Raw genomic sequence first — 24,871 nt, forward strand, 5'->3', positions numbered from 1 at the left:
ATATAAAAGAGCGGGGAGCCGACATATGAAAAAATGGATGACAGTTTGCGTACTGTGTTTCGCGTTTTTCCTGCTAGTATCCTGCCAGCAGAAGGACGCTGTCCCTGATCACACAAAGAAGCTGAAAGCTCCTTTGACGGGACTGGAGACTGAGCAGAAGGTGACTGAACGCAGGCCTGTTGCTGTTGTGGTGAACAATCACCCGAAGGCGAGGCCGCAATCAGGACTGTCTAAAGCCGACATTGTCATAGAAGCGCTTGCCGAAGGTCAAATTACAAGGTTTCTGGCCATTTTTCAGAGCCAGATGCCTGAAACTGTCGGACCTGTGCGGAGTGCGCGGGAATATTTCGTCACTCTCAGCAACGGTTTTGACAGCATATTTGTCCATCACGGCTGGAGTCCCGGCGCCAAGGAGCAGCTGGAATCCGGAGCTGCCGATTATATGAACGGATTGGATTTTGACGGAAGCTTATTTTGGAGAGCTGATTTCAGCGAACCGCCCCACAATTCTTTCACGTCTTATCAGTACATAAAAAAGGCGGCGGAACAAAAGGGATATGAGCTGAAGCAGGAAACAGATCCAATGCTGTTTCAAACATCAGATGCAAAACCTGTAAATGAATCTTATAATGTTCGGGTAGATTATGGAACAAAAAACGTTACAAATCTTGTCGAATACAACTATGATAAAAAAACTGAAGCTTATACGAGAAGCTCTGATGGTGTCATGACGACAGACCGGGAAACCGGAAAGCCGGTTGCAATGCAAAATATTTTCATTGTTGAAGCCAGCCATCATATTATTGACCAAGATGGAAGGCGTGACATCGACATAGAATCAGGGGGTAAAGGTCTGCTGTTTCAGCACGGAAACGTCATTGAAGCAGACTGGAAAAATGTAAACGGAAGAATTGTGCCGGTGAAAGACGGCAAATGGCTGCCGTTTGTGCCAGGAAAGACATGGATAAATATCGTGCCTGATCTCGATGCGGCTTCCATTAGTAAAGGAGAAGGTGTGTAACGATGCAAATCGATAAATTACGCGGCAAAGAACTGGACCAGTTATTTAACTCGATCTTATCGCTGAAAGACCTGGAGGAATGTTATCGGTTCTTCGATGATCTTTGCACAATTAACGAAATTCAATCGCTGGCTCAGCGCCTTGAAGTGGCGCGTATGCTTCGCGAAGGAAACACGTATCATAAAATTGAAACTGAAACAGGCGCTTCTACAGCGACCATTTCCCGAGTGAAACGATGCTTAAATTATGGAAATGACGCATATGAAATGGCGCTTGACCGTGTGAAGGAGAATGAAACAGAGTCTTCTTCCAAATAAAAAACCGCCCTGCCGTCTGGCAAGGGGCGGTTTTTTTATGAAACAATTTTCTCAATCAGATTGTCAATGTCAACTGTGCTGCCATCCTCTTTTCGGTAGACAACATGCTCCTTGGAAAAGTGAACCGGCGAATCGATCCCGGCTGCTGCGGCCAGATTAAACAGCCCCTCACGCAGCGAAATGACGTAGTTGCAGACGCGGTGCTGCTTTTCCTCAACGCTCAGCGCTTTTTGCAGCTTCGGATCTGTTGTCGCAACGCCTGCCGGGCATGTGTTGGTGTGGCAGACGAGGGCGCGGATGCATCCGACTGAAAACATCATGCCGCGTGCAATGTTGACAAAGTCAGCACCCAGAGCTAAAGCGACCGCGATTTTGTCAGGGGTCAGCAGCTTTCCGGAAGCAAAAAGTTTCATACGGTCACGCAAGCCGTATTGTCTGAGCAGCGTGTCAACGATAGGGAGCGCCGTCATAATCGGGAGGCCGACTGTGTCGGCAAGCTCATAGAAGGAAGCGCCGGTACCGCCTTCACTACCGTCTACCGTAATAAAATCAGGATGTTTTCCGCTTTTCTGCATATAAGAAAAAAGCTCATGCAAGTCATCAGGCTGGCCTGCAACAATTTTAATGCCGACCGGCTTTTGACCGACGTCTCGCAGCTTTTCAATAAAATCCAGCATTTCAGGCGCGCTTGAAAATTCATGAAAGCGGTTTGGGCTGTCGATTGACTTTCCGGGTTCGACATTCCGAATGTCTGCCACCTCTTCTGACACTTTAGCGCCATCCACATGTCCGCCGCGGGTTTTGGCTCCTTGTGCGAGCTTCAGCTCAAACGCTTTAATTTGATCTAGCCGGCTTTTCTTTTTAAATTCCTCCCACGAAAATTCCCCTTTTCTATTGCGTACGCCAAATAGACCGGGGCCGATTTGGCAGATGATATCAGCACCTCCCTTTAAGTGATACTCAGACAATCCGCCTTCACCGGTATTCATCCAAGTGCCGCCCGCCTGGTGCAGCCCTTTTGACAGCGCCGTAATGGCGCGCTCTCCAAGTGAACCGTAGCTCATGGCGGATTGACCGACTAATCCCTTCACATAAAAAGGCTTTTCGCATGTACTCCCGCCGATGACTTGGACATCATCAGGATGGAGAAAATACGGATCAGCCTTGGTACGTTCGGCATGTTCGCTGCGTCTGAACAGATTGTTCGAATCGATTTTATAGATGTGGGTATCGATTTTCGGAGACTGGCCCACACGCAATTCTTCTTTTTGCTTTGGGAAAAGGGCGTTTCGGATATAATAGCCCGGTTGATCAAAATCTCTTACCGATCCGAATCCCATCATTCTGCTTTTGTATTTTCCTGATATGACTGTTTGCTCATATTCTTTTCGTGAAAAAGGCTGTTCCTCATTGTCATTGCTGAATAAATACTGCCGCAGCTCCGGTCCGATTTTTTCAAAAATATAGCGAAACCTTCCGATGACAGGATAATTGCGGAGGATTGAATGCTCCTTCTGTTTTTCGTCCTTTATGTAAATCCAGACAAACAATGCGATGGGGATAACGATGATCCCGATGATAAATGCAATAAGTGCAATAATGATGTATTCCATCTGTTAGCCTCCCTTTTTATGTAACCATTTCCACTGTTGGAGCGTTTCCAAACAATAGAAAATATTACTGTCTGTTTCTATAAAAAGAGAGGGGAAATAGAATCAAAACACCTTTTTCAGTGAATAACGAGAATGACGGTTTTTTCCGTTTTTCCGCGCTATGTGAATTTGTTATAATGTTTAAATGGTAAGAAACGAATGGAGGAACGGATGACGTGTACGATGTAACGGAGTGGAAGCATGTCTTTAAACTCGATCCAAATAAAGATTTGCCTGATGAACAGCTGGAGATTCTTTGTGAGTCAGGGACTGATGCGGTCATTATCGGGGGAAGCGACGGTGTGACGGAGGATAATGTCCTGCGGATGCTGTCTCAGGTGAGACGGTTTTTGGTGCCGTGTGTCCTTGAGGTGTCAGCGATTGAAGCGATTGTCCCTGGCTTTGACTTATATTTTATTCCGAGTGTATTAAACAGCAAAAATCCGGATTGGATAGTCGGCATGCATCAGAAAGCCATGAAGGAATATGGAGAACTGATGTCGATGGAAGAAATCGTGGCGGAAGGCTACTGTATCGTAAATCCTGATTGCAAAGCCGCGGCTTTAACGGAGGCGGACACCAATCTGAATCATGACGATATCATCGCCTATGCGCGCGTGTCTGAGCTGCTGCGGCTTCCGGTTTTTTATCTGGAATACAGCGGCGCTCTTGGGGACATAGAAGCCGTGAAGAAAACGAAGGCTGTATTGGAAACGTCCACCCTGTTTTACGGAGGCGGCATCAAAGACGCGGAGACGGCATTACAGTATGCCGAGCACGCGGATGTCATCGTGGTGGGCAACGCTGTGTATGAGAATTTTGATGAAGCGCTGAAGACAGTAGCAGCTGTCAAAGGCGAGTAGCGAAATGTACGGATTTGGTTTATGATAGAACATATGTTTGTATAGGCGGGTGACGAATTTTGAATTACATTAGCAATCAACTATTAAGCGGATTAAACCCCGTTCAGCAGGAAGCTGTCAAAACAACGGACGGGCCTTTGCTGCTGATGGCGGGAGCGGGAAGCGGAAAGACGCGTGTCCTGACGCACAGAATCGCTTACTTAATGGCGGAAAAGCATGTGGCGCCGTGGAACATTCTGGCGATCACATTTACAAATAAAGCGGCCAGAGAAATGAAAGAACGTGTGGAGAGCATTCTCGGGCCCGGAGCGGATGATATCTGGATTTCCACGTTCCACAGCATGTGTGTGCGGATTTTGCGCCGAGATATCGACCGCATCGGGATCAACCGCAATTTCTCAATCCTTGATACGGCTGACCAGCTTTCAGTCATCAAGGGAATTTTGAAGGAACGCAACCTCGATCCGAAAAAATTTGATCCGAGGAGCATCCTCGGCACGATCAGCAGTGCGAAAAATGAATTAACCGAACCTGAGGAATTTTCTAAGGTTGCCGGCGGTTACTATGATCAGGTCGTCAGCGATGTATACACTGATTATCAGAAAAAACTGCTGAAAAACCAGTCGCTTGATTTCGACGACTTAATTATGACGACCATTAAACTATTTGACCGTATTCCGGAAGTGCTTGAGTTTTATCAGCGCAAATTTCAATACATCCACGTCGATGAGTATCAGGATACGAACAGAGCGCAATACATGCTCGTGAAGCAGCTGGCGGAGCGCTTCCAGAACCTTTGCGTTGTCGGTGACTCCGACCAGTCCATCTACAGATGGCGCGGGGCGGACATTGCCAACATCCTTTCCTTTGAAAAGGATTATCCGAATGCCAGCGTCATTTTGCTTGAACAAAACTACCGTTCAACAAAACGGATTTTGCGCGCGGCCAACGAAGTGATCCAAAACAACACAAACCGAAAGCCGAAAAATCTATGGACGGAAAACGATGAAGGAATTAAAATTTCCTATTACCGCGGAGACAATGAATTCGGTGAAGGACAATTTGTTGCCGGGAAAATTTATGAGCTTCATAACTCCGGCAAACGGAAGCTGTCGGATATCGCCATCTTGTACCGGACAAACGCCCAGTCCCGTGTGATTGAGGAAACGCTTCTCAAAGCGGGCCTGAACTATAACATTGTCGGCGGCACAAAGTTCTATGACAGAAAAGAAATCAAAGACATCCTCGCGTACCTGCGGCTCGTATCCAATCCGGATGATGACATCAGCTTCACGCGTATTGTCAATGTGCCGAAGCGCGGAGTCGGCGCCACATCGCTTGAAAAAATCGCTTCATATGCAGCGATGAACGGCTTGTCACTATTCCAAGCGATTCAGCAGGTTGATTTCATTGGCGTCAGCGCCAAGGCAGCAAACGCGCTCGACAGCTTCAGACAGATGATTGAGAACCTGACAAACATGCAGGACTATTTATCAATTACCGAGCTGACCGAAGAAATTCTCGATAAAACCGAATACAGAGAAATGCTGAAGGCTGAAAAATCAATTGAAGCTCAAAGCCGTTTAGAGAACATCGACGAGTTCTTGTCTGTAACGAAAAACTTTGAACAGAAAAGCGAAGACAAAACACTCGTTGCGTTCCTGACTGATTTGGCACTGATCGCTGATATCGACCAGCTCGACCAGAAAGAGGAAGAATCCGGCGGCACGGATGCGATCACGCTGATGACGCTGCACGCCGCAAAAGGACTGGAATTCCCGGTTGTTTTCCTTATGGGACTTGAGGAAGGCGTCTTCCCGCACAGCCGTTCACTGATGGAAGAAGCAGAGATGGAAGAAGAACGCCGTCTCGCTTACGTGGGCATTACAAGAGCGGAGCAGGAGCTTTATCTGACCAACGCAAAAATGCGCACGTTGTTTGGCAGAACAAATATGAACCCGGAATCACGCTTTATCGGTGAAATTCCTGATGATTTATTGGAAAACCTAAATGAGAAAAAAGAAACGAGAGCGCCGTCTGCGAGAAAAATGCAGCCGAGACGCGGCCCTGTTTCCCGTCCGGTGTCCTACGCAAGCAAAACAGGCGGCGATACCCTAAACTGGGCTGTCGGAGATAAAGCCGGGCATAAAAAATGGGGCATAGGAACCGTTGTCAGCGTGAAAGGCGAAGGAGAAGGGACCGAACTCGATATTGCCTTCCCGAGCCCGATCGGTGTGAAACGCTTATTAGCGGCATTCGCGCCAATAGAAAAGCAGTAATTGAAGAGGAAAGGAAGAAGCAGATGGACAAAGAAACAGCGAAGCAGCGGGCAGAAGAACTGCGCCGCACCATCAACAAGTATAGCTATGAATATTACACCTTAGATGAACCGAGCGTCCCGGATGCCGAATACGACAGATTGATGCAGGAGCTGATTGCGATTGAGGAGGAGCATCCAGACCTCAGAACGCCTGATTCTCCTACGCAGCGTGTCGGCGGTGCTGTGCTTGAAGCGTTTCAAAAAGTCACTCACGGCACGCCGATGCTCAGTCTGGGCAACGCGTTTAATGCTGACGATCTCCGCGACTTTGACCGCCGTGTGCGCCAGGCCGTGGGTGATGATGTGGCGTATAATGTGGAGCTGAAGATAGACGGTCTTGCTGTTTCTCTCCGTTATGAAGACGGCTATTTTGTCAGAGGCGCGACAAGAGGCGACGGGACAACGGGAGAGGATATTACGGAAAATCTGAAGACGATCCGCACTATTCCGCTCAAAATGAAACGCAGCCTTTCGATTGAAGTGCGCGGCGAGGCGTATATGCCGAAGCGTTCGTTTGAAGCGCTCAATGAAGAACGGATCAAAAACGGGGAAGAACCGTTCGCAAATCCGCGCAATGCCGCTGCGGGATCACTCAGACAGCTCGACCCTAAAATTGCGGCGAAACGAAATCTCGATATCTTCGTCTACAGTATAGCGGAGCTTGACGAAATGGGTGTGGAGACACAAAGCCAAGGACTTGATTTTCTCGACGACATCGGCTTTAAAACGAACCAGGAACGGAAAAAATGCGGCAGCATAGAAGAAGTCATTGCGCTGATCGATGAGCTTCAGGCGAAACGCGCCGATCTCCCGTATGAAATTGACGGCATCGTCATCAAAGTGGATTCCCTTGATCAGCAGGAGGAGCTTGGTTTTACGGCGAAAAGCCCGCGCTGGGCCATCGCGTACAAGTTTCCAGCAGAAGAAGTCGTGACAAAGCTTCTCGATATCGAATTAAATGTCGGAAGAACGGGTGTGATTACGCCGACCGCGATTCTTGAGCCTGTAAAAGTAGCCGGTACAACGGTCTCAAGAGCATCCCTTCATAACGAAGATTTAATTAGAGAGAAGGATATCCGGATTTTGGATAAGGTAGTCATCAAAAAAGCCGGCGATATCATTCCTGAAGTCGTGAACGTTCTCGTTGAACAGCGGACAGGGGAAGAAAAGGAATTCAGTATGCCGACAGAATGCCCTGAATGCGGCAGTGAACTCGTCCGCATTGAAGGAGAAGTGGCGCTTCGCTGCATCAATCCTGAATGCCCTGCACAAATCAGAGAAGGGCTGATTCATTTTGTCTCCCGCAATGCCATGAACATTGACGGGCTTGGCGAACGAGTCATCACACAGCTGTTTCAGGAGAATCTCGTCCGAAATGTGGCAGATCTGTATAAGCTGACGAAGGAACAGGTGATTCAGCTCGAACGCATGGGCGAAAAATCAACTGAAAACCTGATCAGCTCTATACAGAAATCGAAGGAAAATTCATTAGAGCGCCTGTTATTCGGCCTCGGCATCCGCTTTATCGGCTCGAAGGCTGCAAAGACGCTCGCCATGCACTTTGAAAGCCTGGATAATCTGAAAAAAGCCACCATAGAGGAACTTCTCGCAATAGATGAAATCGGTGAAAAAATGGCTGACGCAGTCATCACCTATTTCCATAAAGAAGAAATGCTCGAGCTTTTGGCAGAGCTTGAGGAGCTGGGCGTAAACACACTTTATAAAGGTCCGAAAAAAGTAAAAGCAGAGGACAGCGATTCCTATTTTGCAGGCAAAACCATCGTTCTGACAGGAAAGCTGGAAGAGCTGTCAAGAAACGAAGCGAAAGCGCAAATTGAAGCGCTCGGCGGAAAGATGACTGGAAGCGTCAGCAAAAACACAGACTTGGTCATCGCCGGAGAAGCGGCGGGAAGCAAGCTGACAAAAGCGCAAGAGCTGAATATTGAAGTGTGGAATGAAGAACAGTTAATGGGAGAGCTAAAGAAATAAGAGGAGTGTTTTCTATTGAAAAAGACGTTGGTAATGGCGGCAACGGCGGCAGTGTTAATGCTGTCTGCCTGTTCGTCAGGTTTTGGGGGGAAGAAGGAGGAAGAGATTACGCAAAAAACGGCGAAATCGTCAGAAAAAGCGATTATCCCGAAATACAATATCTCTGACTCCTATTACAAAATGGTGCTTCCGTTTAAGGCGGGGAAAGCACGCGGCCTGACAACGGAACAGCTGAATACAAGACTTGATATTGATGAGTTTGAAACGGGGCTGATGCGCCTTGCCCAGGACTCTTTCTCGACAGACGATTATCTGTTCCAAGAAGGACAATACTTAGATGAAGATACAGTATTAAGCTGGCTGGCTCGGAAAAAAACAGGCTCTGATCTGAAAAAAGCCCAAAAAGAAGATAAAAACTTTAAAAACGAGGGTCTGAACCCAGCACTCCCTAGCTCCGGTTCAACTGAAGAGAAAAACGAAAGCAGTCCGGTTTATTTAGCTTCGATGCTGGAACATGATTACTTAGTCAGAAAAGACAAGAATTCCATCCAGCTTGGCGGCGTTATGATCGGCTTGGCGTTAAATTCAGTGTATTACTACCGTGAAAAAACAGGCGACCCTCAAAAAGAAGTGGAGATTGACAACAGCACACTCCGTAAACAGGGAGAAAAAATCGCGCAGGAGGTCATTAACCGCCTTCGCAAAAAAGACAACTTGAAAAATGTGCCGATTACGATTGCGCTTTACAAACAGGCGTCCAAAACATCAATCGTTCCCGGCAATTTTATCGCCAAAACAGAAGTCAAAGCAGGCTCCTCTGATATCTCAAACTGGGACGATGTAAATGAAAAATACGTCTTCTATCCGGCCGATACGAGCACTGCAGAGAAATATCCTGATGATACTGAAGTCTTTAAACGGTTCAAAAACTCAATTGACAACTACTTCCCGAACTACACAGGTGTTGTCGGAACGGCCCTGTATGAAAACGATGAAATGAAGAAAATGAAAATTGAAATTCCGATGCAATTCTACGGAAAGAGTGAAGTCGTCGCGTTTACCCAATTCTTAACGGGGGAAGTCATGGACTACTACTCAAAGAGCTCACTAGATCTCGAAGTGGATATTACATCCTCAGACGGACAGGAAGCGGTCATTCTCCGCGATGCTGGCGATAAAGAGCCGACTGTTCATATTTATGACTGATAAACATGCAAAAAACCCTTGTGCCAATTAAGGCTCGAGGGTTTTTTTGTGTTACAATTAACAGTATAAGGAAACCGCAATCGTTTCCGCTTCTGCCGAAACAAAAACCAAATGGGGGTATGTTGATGCTGGAAATCGTGTAAAAACAATAGAAGAAATCAAAAGCATAGAAAGGGAGATAAACGTGCATAAAGAAATCAAGAAAGTATTTCGTGAGGAGAAGGTTTTGGCAGAGGCTGCGGAGAGATACGGTTTTTCAAGAAATCAGGTGCGTTTTCTGGCTGATGCCGAAAACTATGTATATGAGTTTATAAAAGACAATGAACTTTATATTTTAAAGATTACCCATACAATTCGCAGATCGGCTGATTATATGATGGGTGAAATGGAATGGCTCCGTCATCTGGATGAAGGCGGGCTTTCAGTCGCAAAACCGATTTTGTCGCTAAACGGCACAGAGATTGAAGAAGTCCCTGACGGAAGCGGCGGAGCATTTTTATTGCGAGCCTATGAAAAAGCACCGGGGCACAAAGTGGACGAATCCGACTGGAATGAAACCCTATTTTTTGAGCTTGGCAGATACACAGGGAAAATGCACAGCTTGACAAAAAGCTACAAGCTCAACAATCCTGCTTTTAAAAGACAGGAGTGGGATGAAGAAGAGCAGCTGATGCTTAGAAAATACGTGCCGGAAGACCAGACTCAGGTGTTTCAGCAGGCGGATGAGCTAATGAATGAACTGCGTCAATTACCAAAAAGCAGGGACAGCTACGGCTTGGTTCATGCAGACCTCCACCATGGCAATTTTAACTGGGACCAAGGGAAAATCACAACATTTGATTTTGATGACATCGGCTACAATTGGTTTGTCAATGATATCAGCATTCTCCTCTATAATGTGCTGTGGTACCCGGTCGTTCCATATGAAAATAAAGCCGTGTTTACAGAGGAATTTATGACGCACTTTATGAACGGATACAGAGAAGAAAATGATCTTGATGCTTCGTGGCTGAAAAGAATACCTGATTTTCTCCGCCTGCGTCACATGCTGATATACGGACTGCTGCATCAAATGTTTGATCTTAATTCAATAGGCGCAGAAGAAAAAGAAATGCTGGCCGGTTTCAGAAGAGATATAGAAAACCGCACGCCGATCACTGAATTTGATTTTTCTAAGCTCGTCTAGAACGAAAAAAGCCAATGGGATATAATGCCCCATTGGCTTTTATAATGTATCGCACTTCACGCCGACGACACCTTCAATGTCTTTTATATCATAGTAGACATCGGTCGTGTATCTGTTTTTATGGACACGGACTTTGACTTCCATGATCGGAAATTCTTTTTCATGAAGGTCATCGATTCGGACGGAGTGTGTCTTAATGTTTCTTCTTTTCATTTCTTTTAAGATCTCTGTCATTTTGTCTTTATCAGAAAGTGACATTCTGATGCGGATGTCTTTTTCCTGCAGACGGTCTGGACCGATTTTTCTGACCGCCCACGGCAGAAATTCAACGCTGATCAGGATGAACAGAAGGCTGGCAAAGGCTTCTTTATAAAATCCCGCTCCGGTAGCAAGCCCGAGCCCTGCCGCACCCCAAATCATAGCCGATGTGGTTAAGCCGGAAATGACGTCGTTGCTTTTCCGCAAAATGACACCTGCGCCGATAAACCCGACGCCGGAGATGATTTGCGCCGGCAGACGCAGCGGGTCCATCATGATGCGGTAGTATTTAGGGAAATGATATGCCGCGTTAATACTGACGATCGTCAGCATGCATGAGCTGACGGCGATAACGATACAGGTTTTTAACCCGAGCGGCTTATTCTTCAGCTCGCGCTCCAGCCCGATGACCATGCCAATCAAAGTGGCAATGCCTAATTTTAATAAAATGTCAGGATCAATATACCAGCTCAACAGCAACTTCCCCCTTATCTATGGTGTTTTTAAATAAATATGATTTTCTCACAGTATTTATCGCAAAACAAGGGCACAAAAGCCACCAAGCAGCGCTTGATGGCTTTTTGATTATTTTTTGCGTTTTAACAGTTTTTCCATGACACCGAATAATCGGTAAGAGGCTTTTGCAGGCCGCTTTGTGATCATGCTGACGATAATGCCGGCAATCATACTGAGGATAAACCCAGGGATGATTTCGTACACGCCGGTGGATTTTGCCAGGCCGGTTGTAATCCAGATCAACACGGTCGCAGCCCCGACAATCATCGCAGCAAGCGCGCCCCATTCGTTCATCCGCTTCCAATACAGGCTGAGCAGAATCGCAGGTCCGAAAGCTGAACCGAAGCCGGCCCACGCGTATCCGACCAAATCAAGAATGGAGCTGCTCGGATTCAATGATAAGAATACCGCAATAACGGCAATCACTAAGACGGACAGACGCCCGACCATTACTAATTCTTTATCGGAAGCTTTTCGTCTGAAAAACGTCCGGTATAAATCCTCTGTCACAGCACTTGCTGTTACTAAGAGCTGTGAGGAGATGGAACTCATGATCGCAGCTAAAATAGCTGACAATAAGAATCCTGTAATTAAAGGGTGAAACAAGATTTTAGAGAAGATAATGAATATCATCTCCGGATCTTTTACAGCGACTCCAAATTTATGGGCATAAGCAACACCGACCAAACCGGTCAGCACGGAACCGAGAACCGAAATGATCATCCAGCTCATGCCGATTCGGCGCGCGGGCTTTAAATCTTTAATGTTTTTAATGGCCATAAACCGGACGATAATATGAGGCTGGCCGTAGTAACCTAAGCCCCAGGCTAAATAGGAAATAATGCTAATGACGCTCGCGCCTTTAAAGATATCCAATAAATGTGGGTTAACAGCGCCGATTTCATGGAAAGTCGGAGCAACGCCGCCCACGTGGGTAAAAGCAACGATCGGCACAAGCACTAGTGCTGCAAACATGATCGCACCCTGCACGAAGTCAGTCAGACTGACAGCAAGGAAACCGCCAAACAGTGTGTACAATACGACAACACCGGTAGTCAGAAGCAAGCCTAATTTGTAATCCGCGCCAAAAGCAGATTCAAACAGCCGTCCTCCAGATACCATACCGGAAGAGGTATACAATGTGAAAAAGATCATGATAACCAAAGCAGATACGATTTTCAGCAGTGATGAAGAATGCTGGAATCGTTTGTCAAAAAAATCAGGAATCGTAATCGCGTCATCCGCCGCTTCCGTATAAGCACGCAGCCTTGGAGCCAGCAGCAAGTAGTTTGAGTACGCCCCGATTGTAAGACCTAAAGCAAGCCATAAGGTTGACAGCCCTGTTGCGAACATCGCGCCGGGAACACCCATCAGCATCCATCCGCTCATATCCGCCGCTCCGGCAGACAAAGCAGTAACAAACGGCCCGAGACCTCTTCCCCCAAGCATGTAATCGTTGATATCAGTTGTTTTCTTAAATGCATACCAGCCGATTAACAGCATGGCAATAAAGTAAATTCCTAAAGAAATAATAATTTCAATACTCACGTTTTACCCTCTCTTCAATTCTAATAATTTTGCATCACCTCTCAAATTGATGGTGCCAGTTAAGCAGTCTGGCGCAAGTGCGACACAGAAGACATTCTTTTGCAGGTGCACTTGGTAACTTAACCTAACAAAGTATTCCCACCCATTCAAGCGATGAAACATAGACGGTCAGCGGGAAATACCGGGGCAAACCTAGAAGGGAATAAAGATTGAAACGCTTTCAAAAATAATTAAAGTAAAAATTTTCAGAAAAATATTTCGTTTCTCCTTCGCCTCTTTTTAGTATAAAATATATAGGGTATTGTCTCGAAAACACAGGCCCGCCCCAAGGCGTTTTGTTGCTTTAAAGGGCTTGTTTTTGATATGATCAGTATTATATGACTTAACGGAGAAATATGTGGAGGTGGATCATATGTCACGAATTTCAATAGAAGAAGTAAAGCACGTTGCGCATCTTGCGAGACTTGCGATTACTGAAGAAGAAGCAAAAATGTTCACTGAACAGCTTGACAGCATCATTTCATTTGCCGAGGAGCTGAATGAAGTCAACACAGACCATGTTGAGCCTACAACTCACGTGCTGAAAATGAAAAATGTCATGAGAGAAGATGAAGCGGGTAAAGGTCTTCCGGTTGAGGATGTCATGAAAAATGCGCCTGACCACAAAGACGGCTATATTCGTGTGCCATCAATTCTGGACTAAAGGAGGGACACAAGAATGTCATTATTTGATCACAAAATCACAGAATTAAAACAGCTCATACATAAAAAAGAGATTAAGATTTCTGACCTGGTCGATGAATCTTATAAACGCATTCAAGCGGTAGATGATAAGGTACAAGCCTTTTTGGCATTAGATGAAGAAAAAGCGCGCGCATATGCGAAGGAGCTCGATGAGGCGGTTGACAGCCGTTCTGAGCATGGTCTTCTCTTTGGTATGCCGATCGGCGTAAAAGATAATATCGTAACAAAAGGGCTGCGCACGACTTGCTCCAGCAAAATTCTCGAAAACTTTGACCCGATCTACGACGCAACTGTCGTTCAGCGCCTTCAAGATGCTGAAGCGGTTACAATCGGAAAACTGAACATGGACGAATTCGCCATGGGGTCATCAACAGAAAACTCAGCTTACAAGCTGACGAAAAACCCTTGGAACTTAGATACGGTTCCTGGCGGTTCAAGCGGCGGATCTGCGGCTGCAGTTGCCGCGGGAGAAGTTCCGTTTTCTCTTGGCTCTGATACAGGCGGCTCCATCCGCCAGCCTGCCTCTTTCTGCGGCGTTGTCGGATTAAAGCCCACTTACGGACGCGTGTCCCGTTACGGATTGGTCGCATTTGCGTCTTCATTAGACCAAATCGGGCCGATTACACGTACGGTTGAGGACAACGCATTCTTGCTGCAAGCCATTTCAGGCGTTGATAAAATGGACTCTACAAGCGCAAATGTAGACGTTCCGGATTTTCTTTCTTCATTAACTGGCGATATCAAAGGATTGAAAATCGCGGTTCCGAAAGAATATCTTGGCGAAGGCGTCTGCAAAGAAGCGAGAGAATCTGTTCTTGCAGCGCTCAAAGTTCTAGAAGACCTTGGCGCTACATGGGAAGAAGTATCTCTTCCGCACAGTAAATACGCGCTTGCGACGTATTACCTGCTGTCTTCTTCTGAAGCGTCTGCCAACCTTGCACGTTTTGACGGCATCCGCTACGGATACCGCACGGACAATGCGGAAAACCTGATCGACCTTTACAAGCAAACGCGTGCTGAAGGCTTCGGAAATGAAGTGAAACGCCGTATCATGCTTGGAACATTCGCTTTAAGCTCAGGTTACTATGATGCGTACTACAAAAAGGCGCAAAAAGTGCGTACTTTGATTAAGAAAGACTTCGAAGACGTATTTGAGAAATATGATGTCATTGTTGGACCAACTACACCGACACCTGCGTTTAAAATCGGTGAAAACACGAAAGACCCGCTCACAATGTACGCAAACGATATCTTAACGATTCCGGTCAACCTTGCCGGTGTTCCGGGAATCAGCGTGCCATGCGGATTTGCTGACGGACTTCCGCTCGGCCTGCAAATCATCGGAAAACACTTTGACGAGAGCACTGTATACCGCGTCGCTCATGCATTCGAACAAGCGACAGACCATCATAAAGCAAAACCTGAACTGTAAGGGGTGAAATGAATTGAACTTTGAAACGGTAATCGGACTTGAAGTCCACGTTGAATTAAAAACAAATTCAAAAATTTTCTCAAGCTCTCCGACGCCATTCGGCGCGGAGGCGAATACACAGACAAGTGTCATCGACCTCGGGTATCCGGGTGTCCTGCCTGTACTAAACAAAGAAGCCGTGGAATTCGCAATGAAAGCGGCAATGGCGCTGAACTGTGAAATCGCAACGGATACAAAGTTTGACCGCAAAAACTATTTCTATCCGGACAACCCGAAAGCGTATCAGATTTCTCAATTTGATAAGCCGATCGGCGAAAACGGCTGGATCGAAATTGAAGTCGGCGGAAAAACGAAACGTATCGGCATCACACGCCTTCACCTTGAAGAAGATGCCGGAAAACTGACGCATACAGGAGACGGCTATTCTCTTGTTGACTTCAACCGCCAGGGAACGCCGCTTGTCGAGATCGTATCTGAGCCGGATATCCGCACGCCGGAAGAAGCATATGCGTATCTTGAAAAGCTGAAGTCCATCATCCAATATACAGGCGTGTCTGACTGTAAAATGGAAGAAGGTTCACTTCGCTGTGACGCCAATATCTCTCTTCGTCCGATCGGCCAAGAGGAATTCGGCACAAAAACGGAATTGAAAAACTTGAACTCCTTTGCGTTTGTTCAAAAAGGCCTTGAGCATGAAGAAAAACGCCAGGAGCAGGTTCTTCTGTCCGGCGGTGTGATCCAGCAGGAAACTCGCCGTTACGATGAAGCAACGAAGAAAACCATTCTTATGCGTGTCAAAGAGGGTTCTGACGATTATCGTTATTTCCCTGAGCCTGACCTTGTCGAGCTTTACATTGACGATGAATGGAAGCAACGCGTAAAAGCAAGCATTCCAGAGCTTCCGGATGAACGCCGCAAGCGTTATATCGATGAGCTTGGCTTGCCTGCATATGATGCGATGGTTCTGACACTGACAAAAGAAATGGCAGACTTCTTCGAAGAAACAGTTCAAAAAGGCGCTGAAGCAAAACAAGCATCAAACTGGCTCATGGGTGAAGTGTCAGCTTATCTGAACGCTGAGCAAAAAGAGCTTTCTGATGTTGCGCTGACACCGGAAGGCCTTGCCGGCATGATTCAATTAATTGAAAAAGGAACAATTTCTTCTAAAATCGCGAAGAAAGTGTTCAAGGAATTAATTGAAAAAGGCGGCGACGCTGAGAAGATTGTGAAAGAAAAAGGCCTTGTGCAGATTTCTGATGAAGGCGTGCTTCTGAAGCTTGTCACAGAGGCGCTTGACAACAATCCTCAGTCAATTGAAGACTTTAAAAACGGGAAAGACCGCGCGATCGGCTTCCTTGTCGGACAAATTATGAAAGCGTCCAAAGGACAAGCCAACCCGCCGATGGTTAACAAAATCCTGCTTGAAGAAATCAAAAAACGCTAATGAAAAAGCAGCTCTCCTCATTGCAGAGGGAGCTGCTTTTTTATGATCAAATAGTAATAAAGATAGAGATCAAAGCGCGAAGCTTTTCAACTTCTTCGAAATCACTTCCGGTCAAATTTGACAGCAGGCCTTTAATAATCGGCTTGCGCGGCTTTTCCTGTGACAGCTCTTCCTCGATCACATCGAGCGAAACGATGATGTCCTCAGGCAATGCGCTGTTTTCTTTCACTTTTTGAATGTCCTGAAGAATCTGGCCTTTATCCGCCGGCACCAGGCTGTAAATGTCTTTTGGCATGAGTGGATTCAGGCTGGAACGGCTTAGCCCCTGTACAAGATCATCCAGTCTCTCCATGATAAATTCAGATATGTTGTCTGCATCAATTTTGATTTCTTCATTAAATACCATCACATTCATATAGGAGTGCACAATGCCTCTTGCCATGATGGAGAGGTCTGAGAGGTAGTTCTCAGTTTCCTTGCCATAAGTCGCAAGCAAAGCGTTCCGATACAGTTTATCTGTCTCGGCTGTGACTTTGTAAAAGTATTGCTTTACTTCTTGGTTTTCCGGAATGATATTTTCAGTAAGCAACAGAACAATAAAATCCTTATGATCGCGAAAATCCTCAAACTGGGCGCTGATTTGTTTTTTCAGCACATCTTTAGGCGGCTGTCCGGCGAGATCCTCTTCTATTTGTTTCATTTTTTTCATAGACATGCCGATGTAATATTCACAGGCAGACAATAGCAGCGCTTCTTTTGATTTGAAATGCAGATAAAAAGCGCCTTTTGAGATGCCGCATTCACTGGCGATTTCCTGGATGGTCGTCGAAGCGTATCCTTTTTTCGCAAATAAACGAATGCTTGTTTTTATGATTCTCTCTTTTTTCTCATTCATGACGTGCTTCCCCTTAATCCTTGAAAAATTTAGAAAAATTTTCTGGTATATGAGTTGACGATGTTGCGTTATACCGTTTAGTATTATATAGAATGACCAGTCAGTCAATAAAAACACAATGGAGGATATGATGAATCACGTTATTAATTTCGTTCTGAAAAACAAATTCGCCGTATGGCTGATGACGATTATTGTAACGGCAGCCGGCTTGTACGCGGGTATGAATATGAAGCAAGAATCCATTCCTGATGTAAACATGCCTTACCTGACAATCAGCACGACATATCCGGGAGCGACGCCTAGCCAAGTCGCTGATGAAGTAACGAAACCGGTTGAACAAGCGGTGCAGAACCTGGACGGCGTGAGCGTAGTTACGTCCACGTCCTATGAAAACGCATCGTCGGTCATGATTGAATATGATTATGAGAAAGATATGGACAAAGCGAAAACAGAAGCGGCTGAAGCATTAGAAAACGTCAGCCTGCCTGATGACGCGAAAGATCCTGAAATTTCCCGCTACAGCATGAATTCCTTCCCGATTCTGACGCTCAGCGTATCCAGCGATAAAGATAATCTTCAAGAGCTGACGAAAAAAGTGGAAGATAGCCTCGTACCGAAGCTTGAAGGAACAGAAGGAGTAGCTTCTGTCCAAGTATCAGGCCAGCAGGTTGAAGAGGTTGAATTCTCTTTCAAAGAAGACAAATTGAAGGAATACAACCTCGATGAAGATACAGTCAAACAAGTGATTCAAGGTTCAGATGTGACAACACCGCTTGGATTGTACACATTCGGCAAAGAAGAGAAATCAGTCGTCGTCAGCGGCGATATTGAAACTATTAAAGATTTGAAGAATATGAGAATTCCAACGGCATCTGCTTCTAGTGCAGGCAGCAGCGCCGCAGCAGCACAAAGCGCACAAGCGGCTCAAAGCGCGCAGGCGGCAGCGCAGGCACAGCAAAGTGTTAGCACAGACGTGCCGACGGTCAAGCTATCTGACATTGCAACGATTAAAGATGTCAAAAAAGCTGAATCAATTTCCCGCACAAATGGAAAAGACAGCATCGGCATCAACATCATCAAAGCAAACGATGCCAACACGGTAGAGGTTGCCGACAGTGTCAAAGATGAGCTGAAGCAATACAAAGAAGATCATAAAGGCTTCGAATACAGTGCAACCCTTGACATGGCAGAACCGATTACAGAATCAGTTGACACGATGTTAAGCAAAGCCATTTTCGGCGCTATCTTTGCGATTGTGATTATTCTCTTATTCTTAAGAGATATCAAATCAACATTAATTTCAATCGTTTCCATTCCGTTATCATTGCTGATCGCACTGCTTGTGCTGCAGCAGCTTGATATCACACTGAATATCATGACGCTCGGTGCGATGACCGTTGCCATCGGACGGGTTGTCGATGACTCCATCGTTGTTATCGAAAACATTTACCGCCGCATGAGACTCAAAGATGAGCCGCTGCGCGGAAAAGCCTTGGTCCGTGAAGCAACGAAGGAAATGTTTAAACCGATCATGTCATCCACTATCGTGACAATCGCGGTATTCCTGCCGCTCGCATTGGTAGGCGGACAAATTGGTGAATTGTTTATTCCTTTCGCCTTAACGATTGTATTTGCGCTTGCCGCATCCCTGTTGATTTCGATCACGCTCGTGCCAATGCTCGCGCACAGCCTGTTCAAAAAATCATTAACGGGAGCGCCGATCAAAGCGAAAGAACATAAACCTAGCAGACTGGCAGGCTTCTATAAAAAAGTTCTGAACTGGGCGCTGAGCCACAAGTGGATCACGTCTATCATCGCCGTTTTGATGCTGCTTGGAAGCTTGTTCCTCGTACCGTTAATTGGTGCCAGCTACCTTCCGTCAGAGGAAGAAAAAACGATGCAGATCACATACAGCCCTGAACCGGGTGAAACGAAAAAAGAAGCCGAAAATGAAGCTGAAAAAGCAGAAAAAATCCTGCTTGACCGCAAGCATGTCGATACGGTTCAGTATTCATTAGGCTCTGGCAGCCCGCTTGCCGGAGGAGATTCTAACGGTGCGTTATTCTATATCAAATATGAAAGCGACACACCTGACTTTGATAAAGAAAAAGATAACGTTCTGAAGGAAATCCAAAAGCAATCTGACCGCGGAGAATGGAAGTCACAAGACTTCAGCTCTTCAGGAAATAACAACCAATTAACATACTATGTGTATGGCGATTCTGAAAACGATATTAAAGACACGGTTAAAGACATTGAAAAAATCATGAAAGATGAAAAGGATCTGAAAAACGTAAATTCAGGCCTTTCCAGCACATATGATGAGTATACATTTGTCGCTGACCAAGAAAAGCTGAGCAAACTCGGTTTAACAGCTTCTCAAATTTCTAAGGCCTTAATGTCAGAGACAGCACAGGACCCGCTCACAACCGTGAAAAAAGACGGCAAAGAGCTTGATGTGAACATTAAAACCGAAAAAGACGAGTATAAGAGTGTCAAAGATTTAGAGAACAAAAAGATCACATCAGCAACTGGCAAAGAAGTCAAAATTGGTGATGTGGCAAAAGTAAAAGAAGGCACAACATCTGATACGGTGTCTAAACGTGACGGAAAAGTGTATGCTGATGTCACTGGTGAGGTTGCATCAGATAACGTGACAGCTGTATCAGTTGATGTACAGAAGAAAATTGATAAGCTTGACATGCCTGACAACGTAACAATCGATACAGGCGGTGTATCCGCAGATATCGCGGATTCCTTTACGAAGCTTGGATTAGCGATGCTGGCAGCGATTGCGATCGTCTACCTTGTGCTTGTGATTACATTCGGCGGAGCATTAGCGCCATTTGCGATTCTGTTCTCACTGCCGTTTACAATCATCGGTGCCCTGGTCGGACTTTACGTATCAGGTGAGACAATCAGTCTGAACGCGATGATCGGTATGCTGATGCTGATCGGTATCGTTGTTACAAACGCCATTGTCTTAATTGACCGCGTGATTCATAAGGAAGCGGAAGGACTGTCTACGAGAGAAGCGCTCTTAGAAGCCGGCTCCACACGACTCCGTCCGATCCTGATGACAGCCATCGCGACAATCGGCGCCTTGATTCCATTAGCACTCGGCTTCGAAGGCGGAAGCCAGGTCATTTCAAAAGGACTCGGCGTAACGGTTATCGGCGGTTTAATCAGTTCGACGCTTCTGACGCTCTTGATCGTGCCAATCGTATACGAAGTATTGGCCAAGTTCCGCAAGAAAAAACCTGGAACGGAAGAAGAGTAAAAATGACAAAAAGCCTCAGCTATGCTGGGGCTTTTCTGTGTTTCCTTCTGTAAGATTATGTACATTTTGTTGCGATTTTTTTAACTCATAGTATAATTAAAGGTTGTTAGTGTAAAAATGGATCGGATACTCTTAAGTAGGATGATGAGATAATGAAACGTGCACGCATAATATACAATCCGACTTCGGGACGGGAGGTCTTTAAAAAGCATCTTGCCCAGGTCCTGCAAAAATTTGAACAAGCCGGCTATGAAACCTCCACCCATGCCACAACATGTGCGGGAGACGCAACGCACGCTGCCAAGGAAGCGGCATTGCGTGAGTTTGACCTGATCATTGCGGCAGGCGGAGACGGAACGATCAACGAGGTCGTCAACGGGCTTGCTCCACTAGACAATCGTCCGACACTCGGCGTCATTCCAGTCGGCACAACAAATGACTTCGCCAGAGCACTTGGCATTCCGCGAGAGGATATTTTAAAAGCGGCAGATACGGTCATTAACGGTGTTGCCCGCCCGATTGACATCGGACAGGTCAACGGCCAGTATTTTATCAATATCGCCGGCGGAGGCCGCCTGACGGAGCTGACGTACGACGTCCCAAGCAAACTCAAAACGATGCTCGGCCAGCTTGCTTATTATTTAAAGGGTATGGAAATGCTGCCTTCACTTCGTCCGACTGAAGTCGAGATTGAATATGACGGCAAGCTGTTTCAAGGTGAAATCATGCTGTTTTTGGTCACGCTGACAAATTCCGTCGGCGGGTTCGAAAAACTCGCGCCGGATTCCAGCCTGAATGACGGCATGTTTGATTTGATGATATTAAAGAAAGCAAACCTTGCTGAATTTATCAGAGTCGCATCGATGGCGCTCCGCGGCGAACACATCAACGACCAGCACATTATTTATACAAAAGCGAACCGCGTGAAAGTCAATGTATCAGAAAAGATGCAGCTGAACCTGGACGGCGAGTACGGCGGCATGCTGCCGGGCGAATTCGTGAATCTGTATCGACACATTCACGTCGTCATGCCGAAAGAGAAAGCGGAACAGCTGGATGACTAAAAACTTGGCTTTAATGAGCCAAGTTTTTCTTTCGCTTAAAACAAGAGGTGAACATACATGAAAATGAAACCCCCAGTAGAAAAAAATGAATACTACGACGTGACATTTGAGGACTTAACGCACGAAGGAGCGGGCGTCGCAAAGGTGCAGGGCTTCCCGATCTTCGTGCCGAACGCTCTGCCGGAAGAAAAAGCCCAAATCAAAGTCACACGCGTCAAAAAAGGCTTCGCCTTCGGCCGCCTGATCGAACTGAAGGAAGAAAGCCCGCACAGGACCGACGCTCCATGTCCGATTTACAAGCAATGCGGCGGCTGCCAGCTTCAGCACATGACCTACGAAGGCCAGCTCTTGTTTAAACAAAAACAAGTCAAAGATGTCTTAGAACGGATCGGTAAGCTGGACCTGTCCAATGTCACCGTGCACCCGACACTCGGCATGCAAGACCCTTGGAACTACAGAAACAAAGCACAGGTGCCGGTAGGAGAACGAGAAGGCGGACTCGTCGCCGGATTCTATCAGCAGCGCAGCCATGACATCATCGACATGAGCGCCTGCCTGATCCAGCAATCCAAAAACGACGAAGCCGTCCAAGCTGTCAAAGACATTTGCGCCAAATACGGTGTCAAAGCCTACAACGAAGAACGCCACAAAGGCTGGCTCCGCCACATCATGGTCAGATACGGCGTCGTTACGGGTGAAATGATGATCGTCTTCATCACAAAAACAAACGATTTCCCGCACAAAGCGAAGATTATCGAAGACATCACAGCGCAATTCCCGCACGTCAAATCCATCGTGCAAAACATCAACCCAAACAAAACAAACGTCATCTTCGGAAACCAAACAAACGTCATCTGGGGCGAAGAATACATCTACGACCTCATCGGAGACGTCAAATTCGCCATCTCCGCCAGATCGTTTTATCAGGTCAATCCGGAGCAAACCAAAGTGCTCTACGACAAAGCGCTTGAGTACGCGGAACTGCAAGGCGAAGAAACCGTCATCGACGCCTACTGCGGCATCGGCACGATTTCTCTCTTCCTGGCAAAGCAGGCGAAAAAAGTGTACGGCGTTGAAATTGTGCCGGAAGCGATTGAGGACGCCAAACGAAACGCTGAATTAAACGGCATCACAAACGCAGAGTTTGCGGTCGGGGAAGCCGAGACCGTAATTCCAAAATGGTATGAAGAAGGCATCACGGCCGATACGCTAGTCGTAGATCCGCCAAGAAAAGGCTGCGACGAAGCACTCCTGCGGACGATTGTGGAGATGAAACCGAAGCGGGTGGTGTATGTGTCCTGTAATCCGGGTACGCTTGCGAGAGACCTGCGGGTGCTTGAGGATGGCGGGTATGTGACGCGAGAAGTGCAGCCTGTGGATATGTTTCCGCATACGAATCATGTGGAGTGTGTGGCTGTGCTGGAACTTAAAGAAGGCAGCTAACCCTTTGGGGTGGCTGCCTTTTATGTGTCAGCAATAGATTAATGAACTGTATTTATGTGTAAATTACAGTATGATCTTTTCAACTAATGAGTAAAAATTTCACAGGGACTTTCTGAGGCCAGTATTTCTTTGAGTATTTCATATATTAATTTGCTTAATCACGACTTTTACATCAATTAAAATCTGAGTCATCTTATTTAGACAATCCCTGATCCTGTTGTGAAATTGTTATCGAAAAGACAATTTCAGTGTTCACATCACGTATTTCTGTTTTTTACAAAAGGTTTGTTCATTAGTGTACACAAAAAGTTAAGAGTTAAAAAGCGTTTTAAGTCCTCCATTTACTTGTATAAATTCATTTCTCGAACAGCTGCCATATTAAGAATATTTCCTTAATAGATATTCGTGAAAATGTGTTTCTTTGGCATTGTTAATATTTTTATGTCTTTACAGATGGATTGTGTGCCGTACTAAAAATTTCTTTTGAAATTATGACTTCATGATATGAAATCTTCTGCTTTAAATTCCCTTCTTTCTAACACTGACTATTTGGTTGTTTTCCCACTTATGATACACAGAAGATCTCTGTAAAAATATAAAGTTGATTTGAATTAATTTGTTATAGAATTAACTATCTTATTAAAAATTAAAGTGAAATAAAGTTTATTGACCGTTAAGGAATTGTTATGCGAATAAGTCCTTAAGAATTGAATTGAAAAATGTTGTTCTAAGTAAACATTATCCAGTATTATAAAATAAAAAAATGTCTCCTTATGTTAATATTGTTTACAACTGACTCAGACAAAAACTTTATTAAATAAGGAAGAACAAAGAATTATATTAATAAAAGAACATATTTTAATAAGATTGAATGGTTACTAAAAGAATTCTTAAATATTATTCTTGAGAGGACAGGGCCTAAATTAGGAACAAGTGGGATTAGAAGAGTGAAGACAGAATGACTCACAGGGGTGAAGAACGATTGAACAAAATACTTATTATTGAAGATAATAAAGACATAAATTTGATGTTGGCGGAGTCTTTAGAAAATGAAGGATTCTGGGTGAATTCAATTTTTGATGGAGCAGAAGGCATGCAGGAAGCAAAAGAAGGAGAGTATGATTTAATCTTGTTGGATATAATGCTTCCTTACAAAAGCGGAGATGGGATTCTAAAAGAAATCCGAAAAATTTCCGATGTTCCAGTCATTATTATTTCTTCAAAAAATATGGTTGAAACCAAAATTAATTTATTGAAATTAGGTGCTGATGATTATATTACGAAGCCCTTTGATTTGGGAGAAGTCGCGGCACGTGTAACGACAAACTTACGCCGTTCTCATAACGAAAATATAAAGAATAAAGTTTTAAAGTATAAGGATATGGAATTAGATGTTAGTAAAAAACGCGTTATATTAAGCGGAAAGGAATTGGACCTTACAGCGAAGGAGTATGGCATCATGGAATTACTAATGCAGAATCCTGGAAAAGTGTTTTCAAAGATCAACATTTATGAATCGATATGGGAAGAAGAATACCTTGGAGATGATAATGCAGTAAAAACGCATATGAGTAATTTGCGTAATAAGTTAAAAACCTCCAATCCACACGCAGATTATGTGGAAACAGTTTGGGGGTTGGGGTATCGATTGCACAAGGTGTAAGTTGAAAATGATATTTTGCTTACCACTTAT

17 protein-coding genes and 1 pseudogene are annotated in these 24,871 nt (G+C 45.4%); 14 read left to right on the forward strand and 4 right to left on the reverse strand.

The features are described 5' to 3' along the window. Positions 1-25: 25 nt before the first annotated feature. Together P3L57_RS03535 and P3L57_RS03540 are read left to right on the forward strand one after the other, a co-directional pair. The gene (locus tag P3L57_RS03535; protein ID WP_059352567.1) at positions 26-1,021 is read left to right on the forward strand and encodes a DUF3048 domain-containing protein; all 996 of its coding nucleotides are present in this window, start codon (positions 26-28) and stop codon (positions 1,019-1,021) included. Positions 1,022-1,023: 2 nt separating this feature from the next. Beyond that, positions 1,024-1,338 carry a YerC/YecD family TrpR-related protein gene (locus P3L57_RS03540; RefSeq protein ID WP_014479070.1) on the forward strand — a complete coding sequence of 105 codons (315 nt, stop codon included), beginning with the start codon at positions 1,024-1,026 and terminating at the stop codon, positions 1,336-1,338. Positions 1,339-1,373: 35 nt separating this feature from the next. On the opposite strand, the gene P3L57_RS03545 is transcribed toward P3L57_RS03540, so the two are convergent. Continuing rightward, complete coding sequence (locus tag P3L57_RS03545) at positions 1,374-2,951, reverse strand: FMN-binding glutamate synthase family protein (RefSeq protein WP_069487680.1); 1,578 nt, start codon at positions 2,949-2,951, stop codon at positions 1,374-1,376. A gap of 215 nt (positions 2,952-3,166) precedes the next feature. Between P3L57_RS03545 and pcrB the strand changes: the two genes are divergently transcribed. From pcrB to P3L57_RS03570, 5 genes are all read left to right on the forward strand, one after another. Then, positions 3,167-3,853 carry a heptaprenylglyceryl phosphate synthase gene (gene pcrB, locus P3L57_RS03550; RefSeq protein ID WP_059352569.1) on the forward strand — a complete coding sequence of 229 codons (687 nt, stop codon included), beginning with the start codon at positions 3,167-3,169 and terminating at the stop codon, positions 3,851-3,853. Between the two features lie 59 nt (positions 3,854-3,912). Then, complete coding sequence (pcrA, locus tag P3L57_RS03555) at positions 3,913-6,132, forward strand: DNA helicase PcrA (protein WP_059335953.1); 2,220 nt, start codon at positions 3,913-3,915, stop codon at positions 6,130-6,132. A 23-nt stretch (positions 6,133-6,155) separates the two neighbouring features. Then, entirely contained in the window at positions 6,156-8,162 is a 2,007-nt protein-coding gene (ligA, locus tag P3L57_RS03560; protein WP_059352570.1) for an NAD-dependent DNA ligase LigA, read from the forward strand. A 15-nt stretch (positions 8,163-8,177) separates the two neighbouring features. Next, on the forward strand, positions 8,178-9,368 hold the full coding sequence (locus P3L57_RS03565) for a CamS family sex pheromone protein (protein ID WP_024120459.1): 1,191 nt from the start codon (positions 8,178-8,180) through the stop codon (positions 9,366-9,368). 178 nt (positions 9,369-9,546) lie between these two features. Further along, on the forward strand, positions 9,547-10,554 hold the full coding sequence (locus tag P3L57_RS03570) for a phosphotransferase enzyme family protein (protein WP_175422408.1): 1,008 nt from the start codon (positions 9,547-9,549) through the stop codon (positions 10,552-10,554). Positions 10,555-10,593: 39 nt separating this feature from the next. On the opposite strand, the gene P3L57_RS03575 is transcribed toward P3L57_RS03570, so the two are convergent. Both P3L57_RS03575 and opuE read right to left on the reverse strand, forming a co-directional pair. Beyond that, positions 10,594-11,292, reverse strand: a complete 699-nt coding sequence (locus P3L57_RS03575; RefSeq protein ID WP_081638247.1) for an MgtC/SapB family protein — start codon at positions 11,290-11,292, stop codon at positions 10,594-10,596. A 105-nt stretch (positions 11,293-11,397) separates the two neighbouring features. Next, a complete protein-coding gene (gene opuE, locus P3L57_RS03580; protein WP_059293360.1) occupies positions 11,398-12,876 on the reverse strand; it encodes a proline transporter OpuE in 1,479 nt (492 codons plus the stop codon). Between the two features lie 412 nt (positions 12,877-13,288). On the opposite strand from opuE, the gene gatC reads away from it, so the two are divergent. From gatC to gatB, 3 genes are read left to right on the forward strand one after another with little or no spacing between them, the layout of a single operon-like run. Then, on the forward strand, positions 13,289-13,579 hold the full coding sequence (gene gatC / locus P3L57_RS03585) for an Asp-tRNA(Asn)/Glu-tRNA(Gln) amidotransferase subunit GatC (protein WP_024120463.1): 291 nt from the start codon (positions 13,289-13,291) through the stop codon (positions 13,577-13,579). A 15-nt stretch (positions 13,580-13,594) separates the two neighbouring features. Next, positions 13,595-15,052 carry an Asp-tRNA(Asn)/Glu-tRNA(Gln) amidotransferase subunit GatA gene (gene gatA / locus P3L57_RS03590; RefSeq protein WP_069487682.1) on the forward strand — a complete coding sequence of 486 codons (1,458 nt, stop codon included), beginning with the start codon at positions 13,595-13,597 and terminating at the stop codon, positions 15,050-15,052. A gap of 13 nt (positions 15,053-15,065) precedes the next feature. Beyond that, positions 15,066-16,496, forward strand: coding sequence for an Asp-tRNA(Asn)/Glu-tRNA(Gln) amidotransferase subunit GatB (gatB, locus tag P3L57_RS03595; protein WP_010333268.1), 1,431 nt, complete (start codon positions 15,066-15,068; stop codon positions 16,494-16,496). Between the two features lie 30 nt (positions 16,497-16,526). Here gatB and P3L57_RS03600 read toward each other — a convergent pair. After that, positions 16,527-17,391: pseudogene (locus tag P3L57_RS03600) on the reverse strand (TetR/AcrR family transcriptional regulator); the annotation flags it as partial. Between the two features lie 130 nt (positions 17,392-17,521). On the opposite strand from P3L57_RS03600, the gene srfP reads away from it, so the two are divergent. The 4 genes from srfP (at position 17,522) to P3L57_RS03620 (ending at position 24,841) form a co-directional block, all read left to right on the forward strand. Further along, positions 17,522-20,671: a surfactin resistance protein SrfP gene (gene srfP, locus P3L57_RS03605; protein ID WP_264798582.1), complete on the forward strand. Its 3,150-nt coding sequence runs from the start codon at positions 17,522-17,524 to the stop codon at positions 20,669-20,671. Between the two features lie 152 nt (positions 20,672-20,823). Next, entirely contained in the window at positions 20,824-21,735 is a 912-nt protein-coding gene (locus P3L57_RS03610) for a diacylglycerol kinase (RefSeq protein ID WP_010333270.1), read from the forward strand. 57 nt (positions 21,736-21,792) lie between these two features. After that, positions 21,793-23,178 carry a 23S rRNA (uracil(1939)-C(5))-methyltransferase RlmD gene (gene rlmD / locus P3L57_RS03615; protein ID WP_099043927.1) on the forward strand — a complete coding sequence of 462 codons (1,386 nt, stop codon included), beginning with the start codon at positions 21,793-21,795 and terminating at the stop codon, positions 23,176-23,178. A 982-nt stretch (positions 23,179-24,160) separates the two neighbouring features. Beyond that, positions 24,161-24,841, forward strand: a complete 681-nt coding sequence (locus P3L57_RS03620; RefSeq protein ID WP_044152749.1) for a response regulator transcription factor — start codon at positions 24,161-24,163, stop codon at positions 24,839-24,841. The last annotated feature ends 30 nt before the right edge of the window (positions 24,842-24,871 follow it).

It is taken from the genome of Bacillus sp. B28 (assembly GCF_029536185.1).
In the GTDB taxonomy this organism is placed as follows: Bacteria; Bacillota; Bacilli; order Bacillales; family Bacillaceae; genus Bacillus; species Bacillus halotolerans.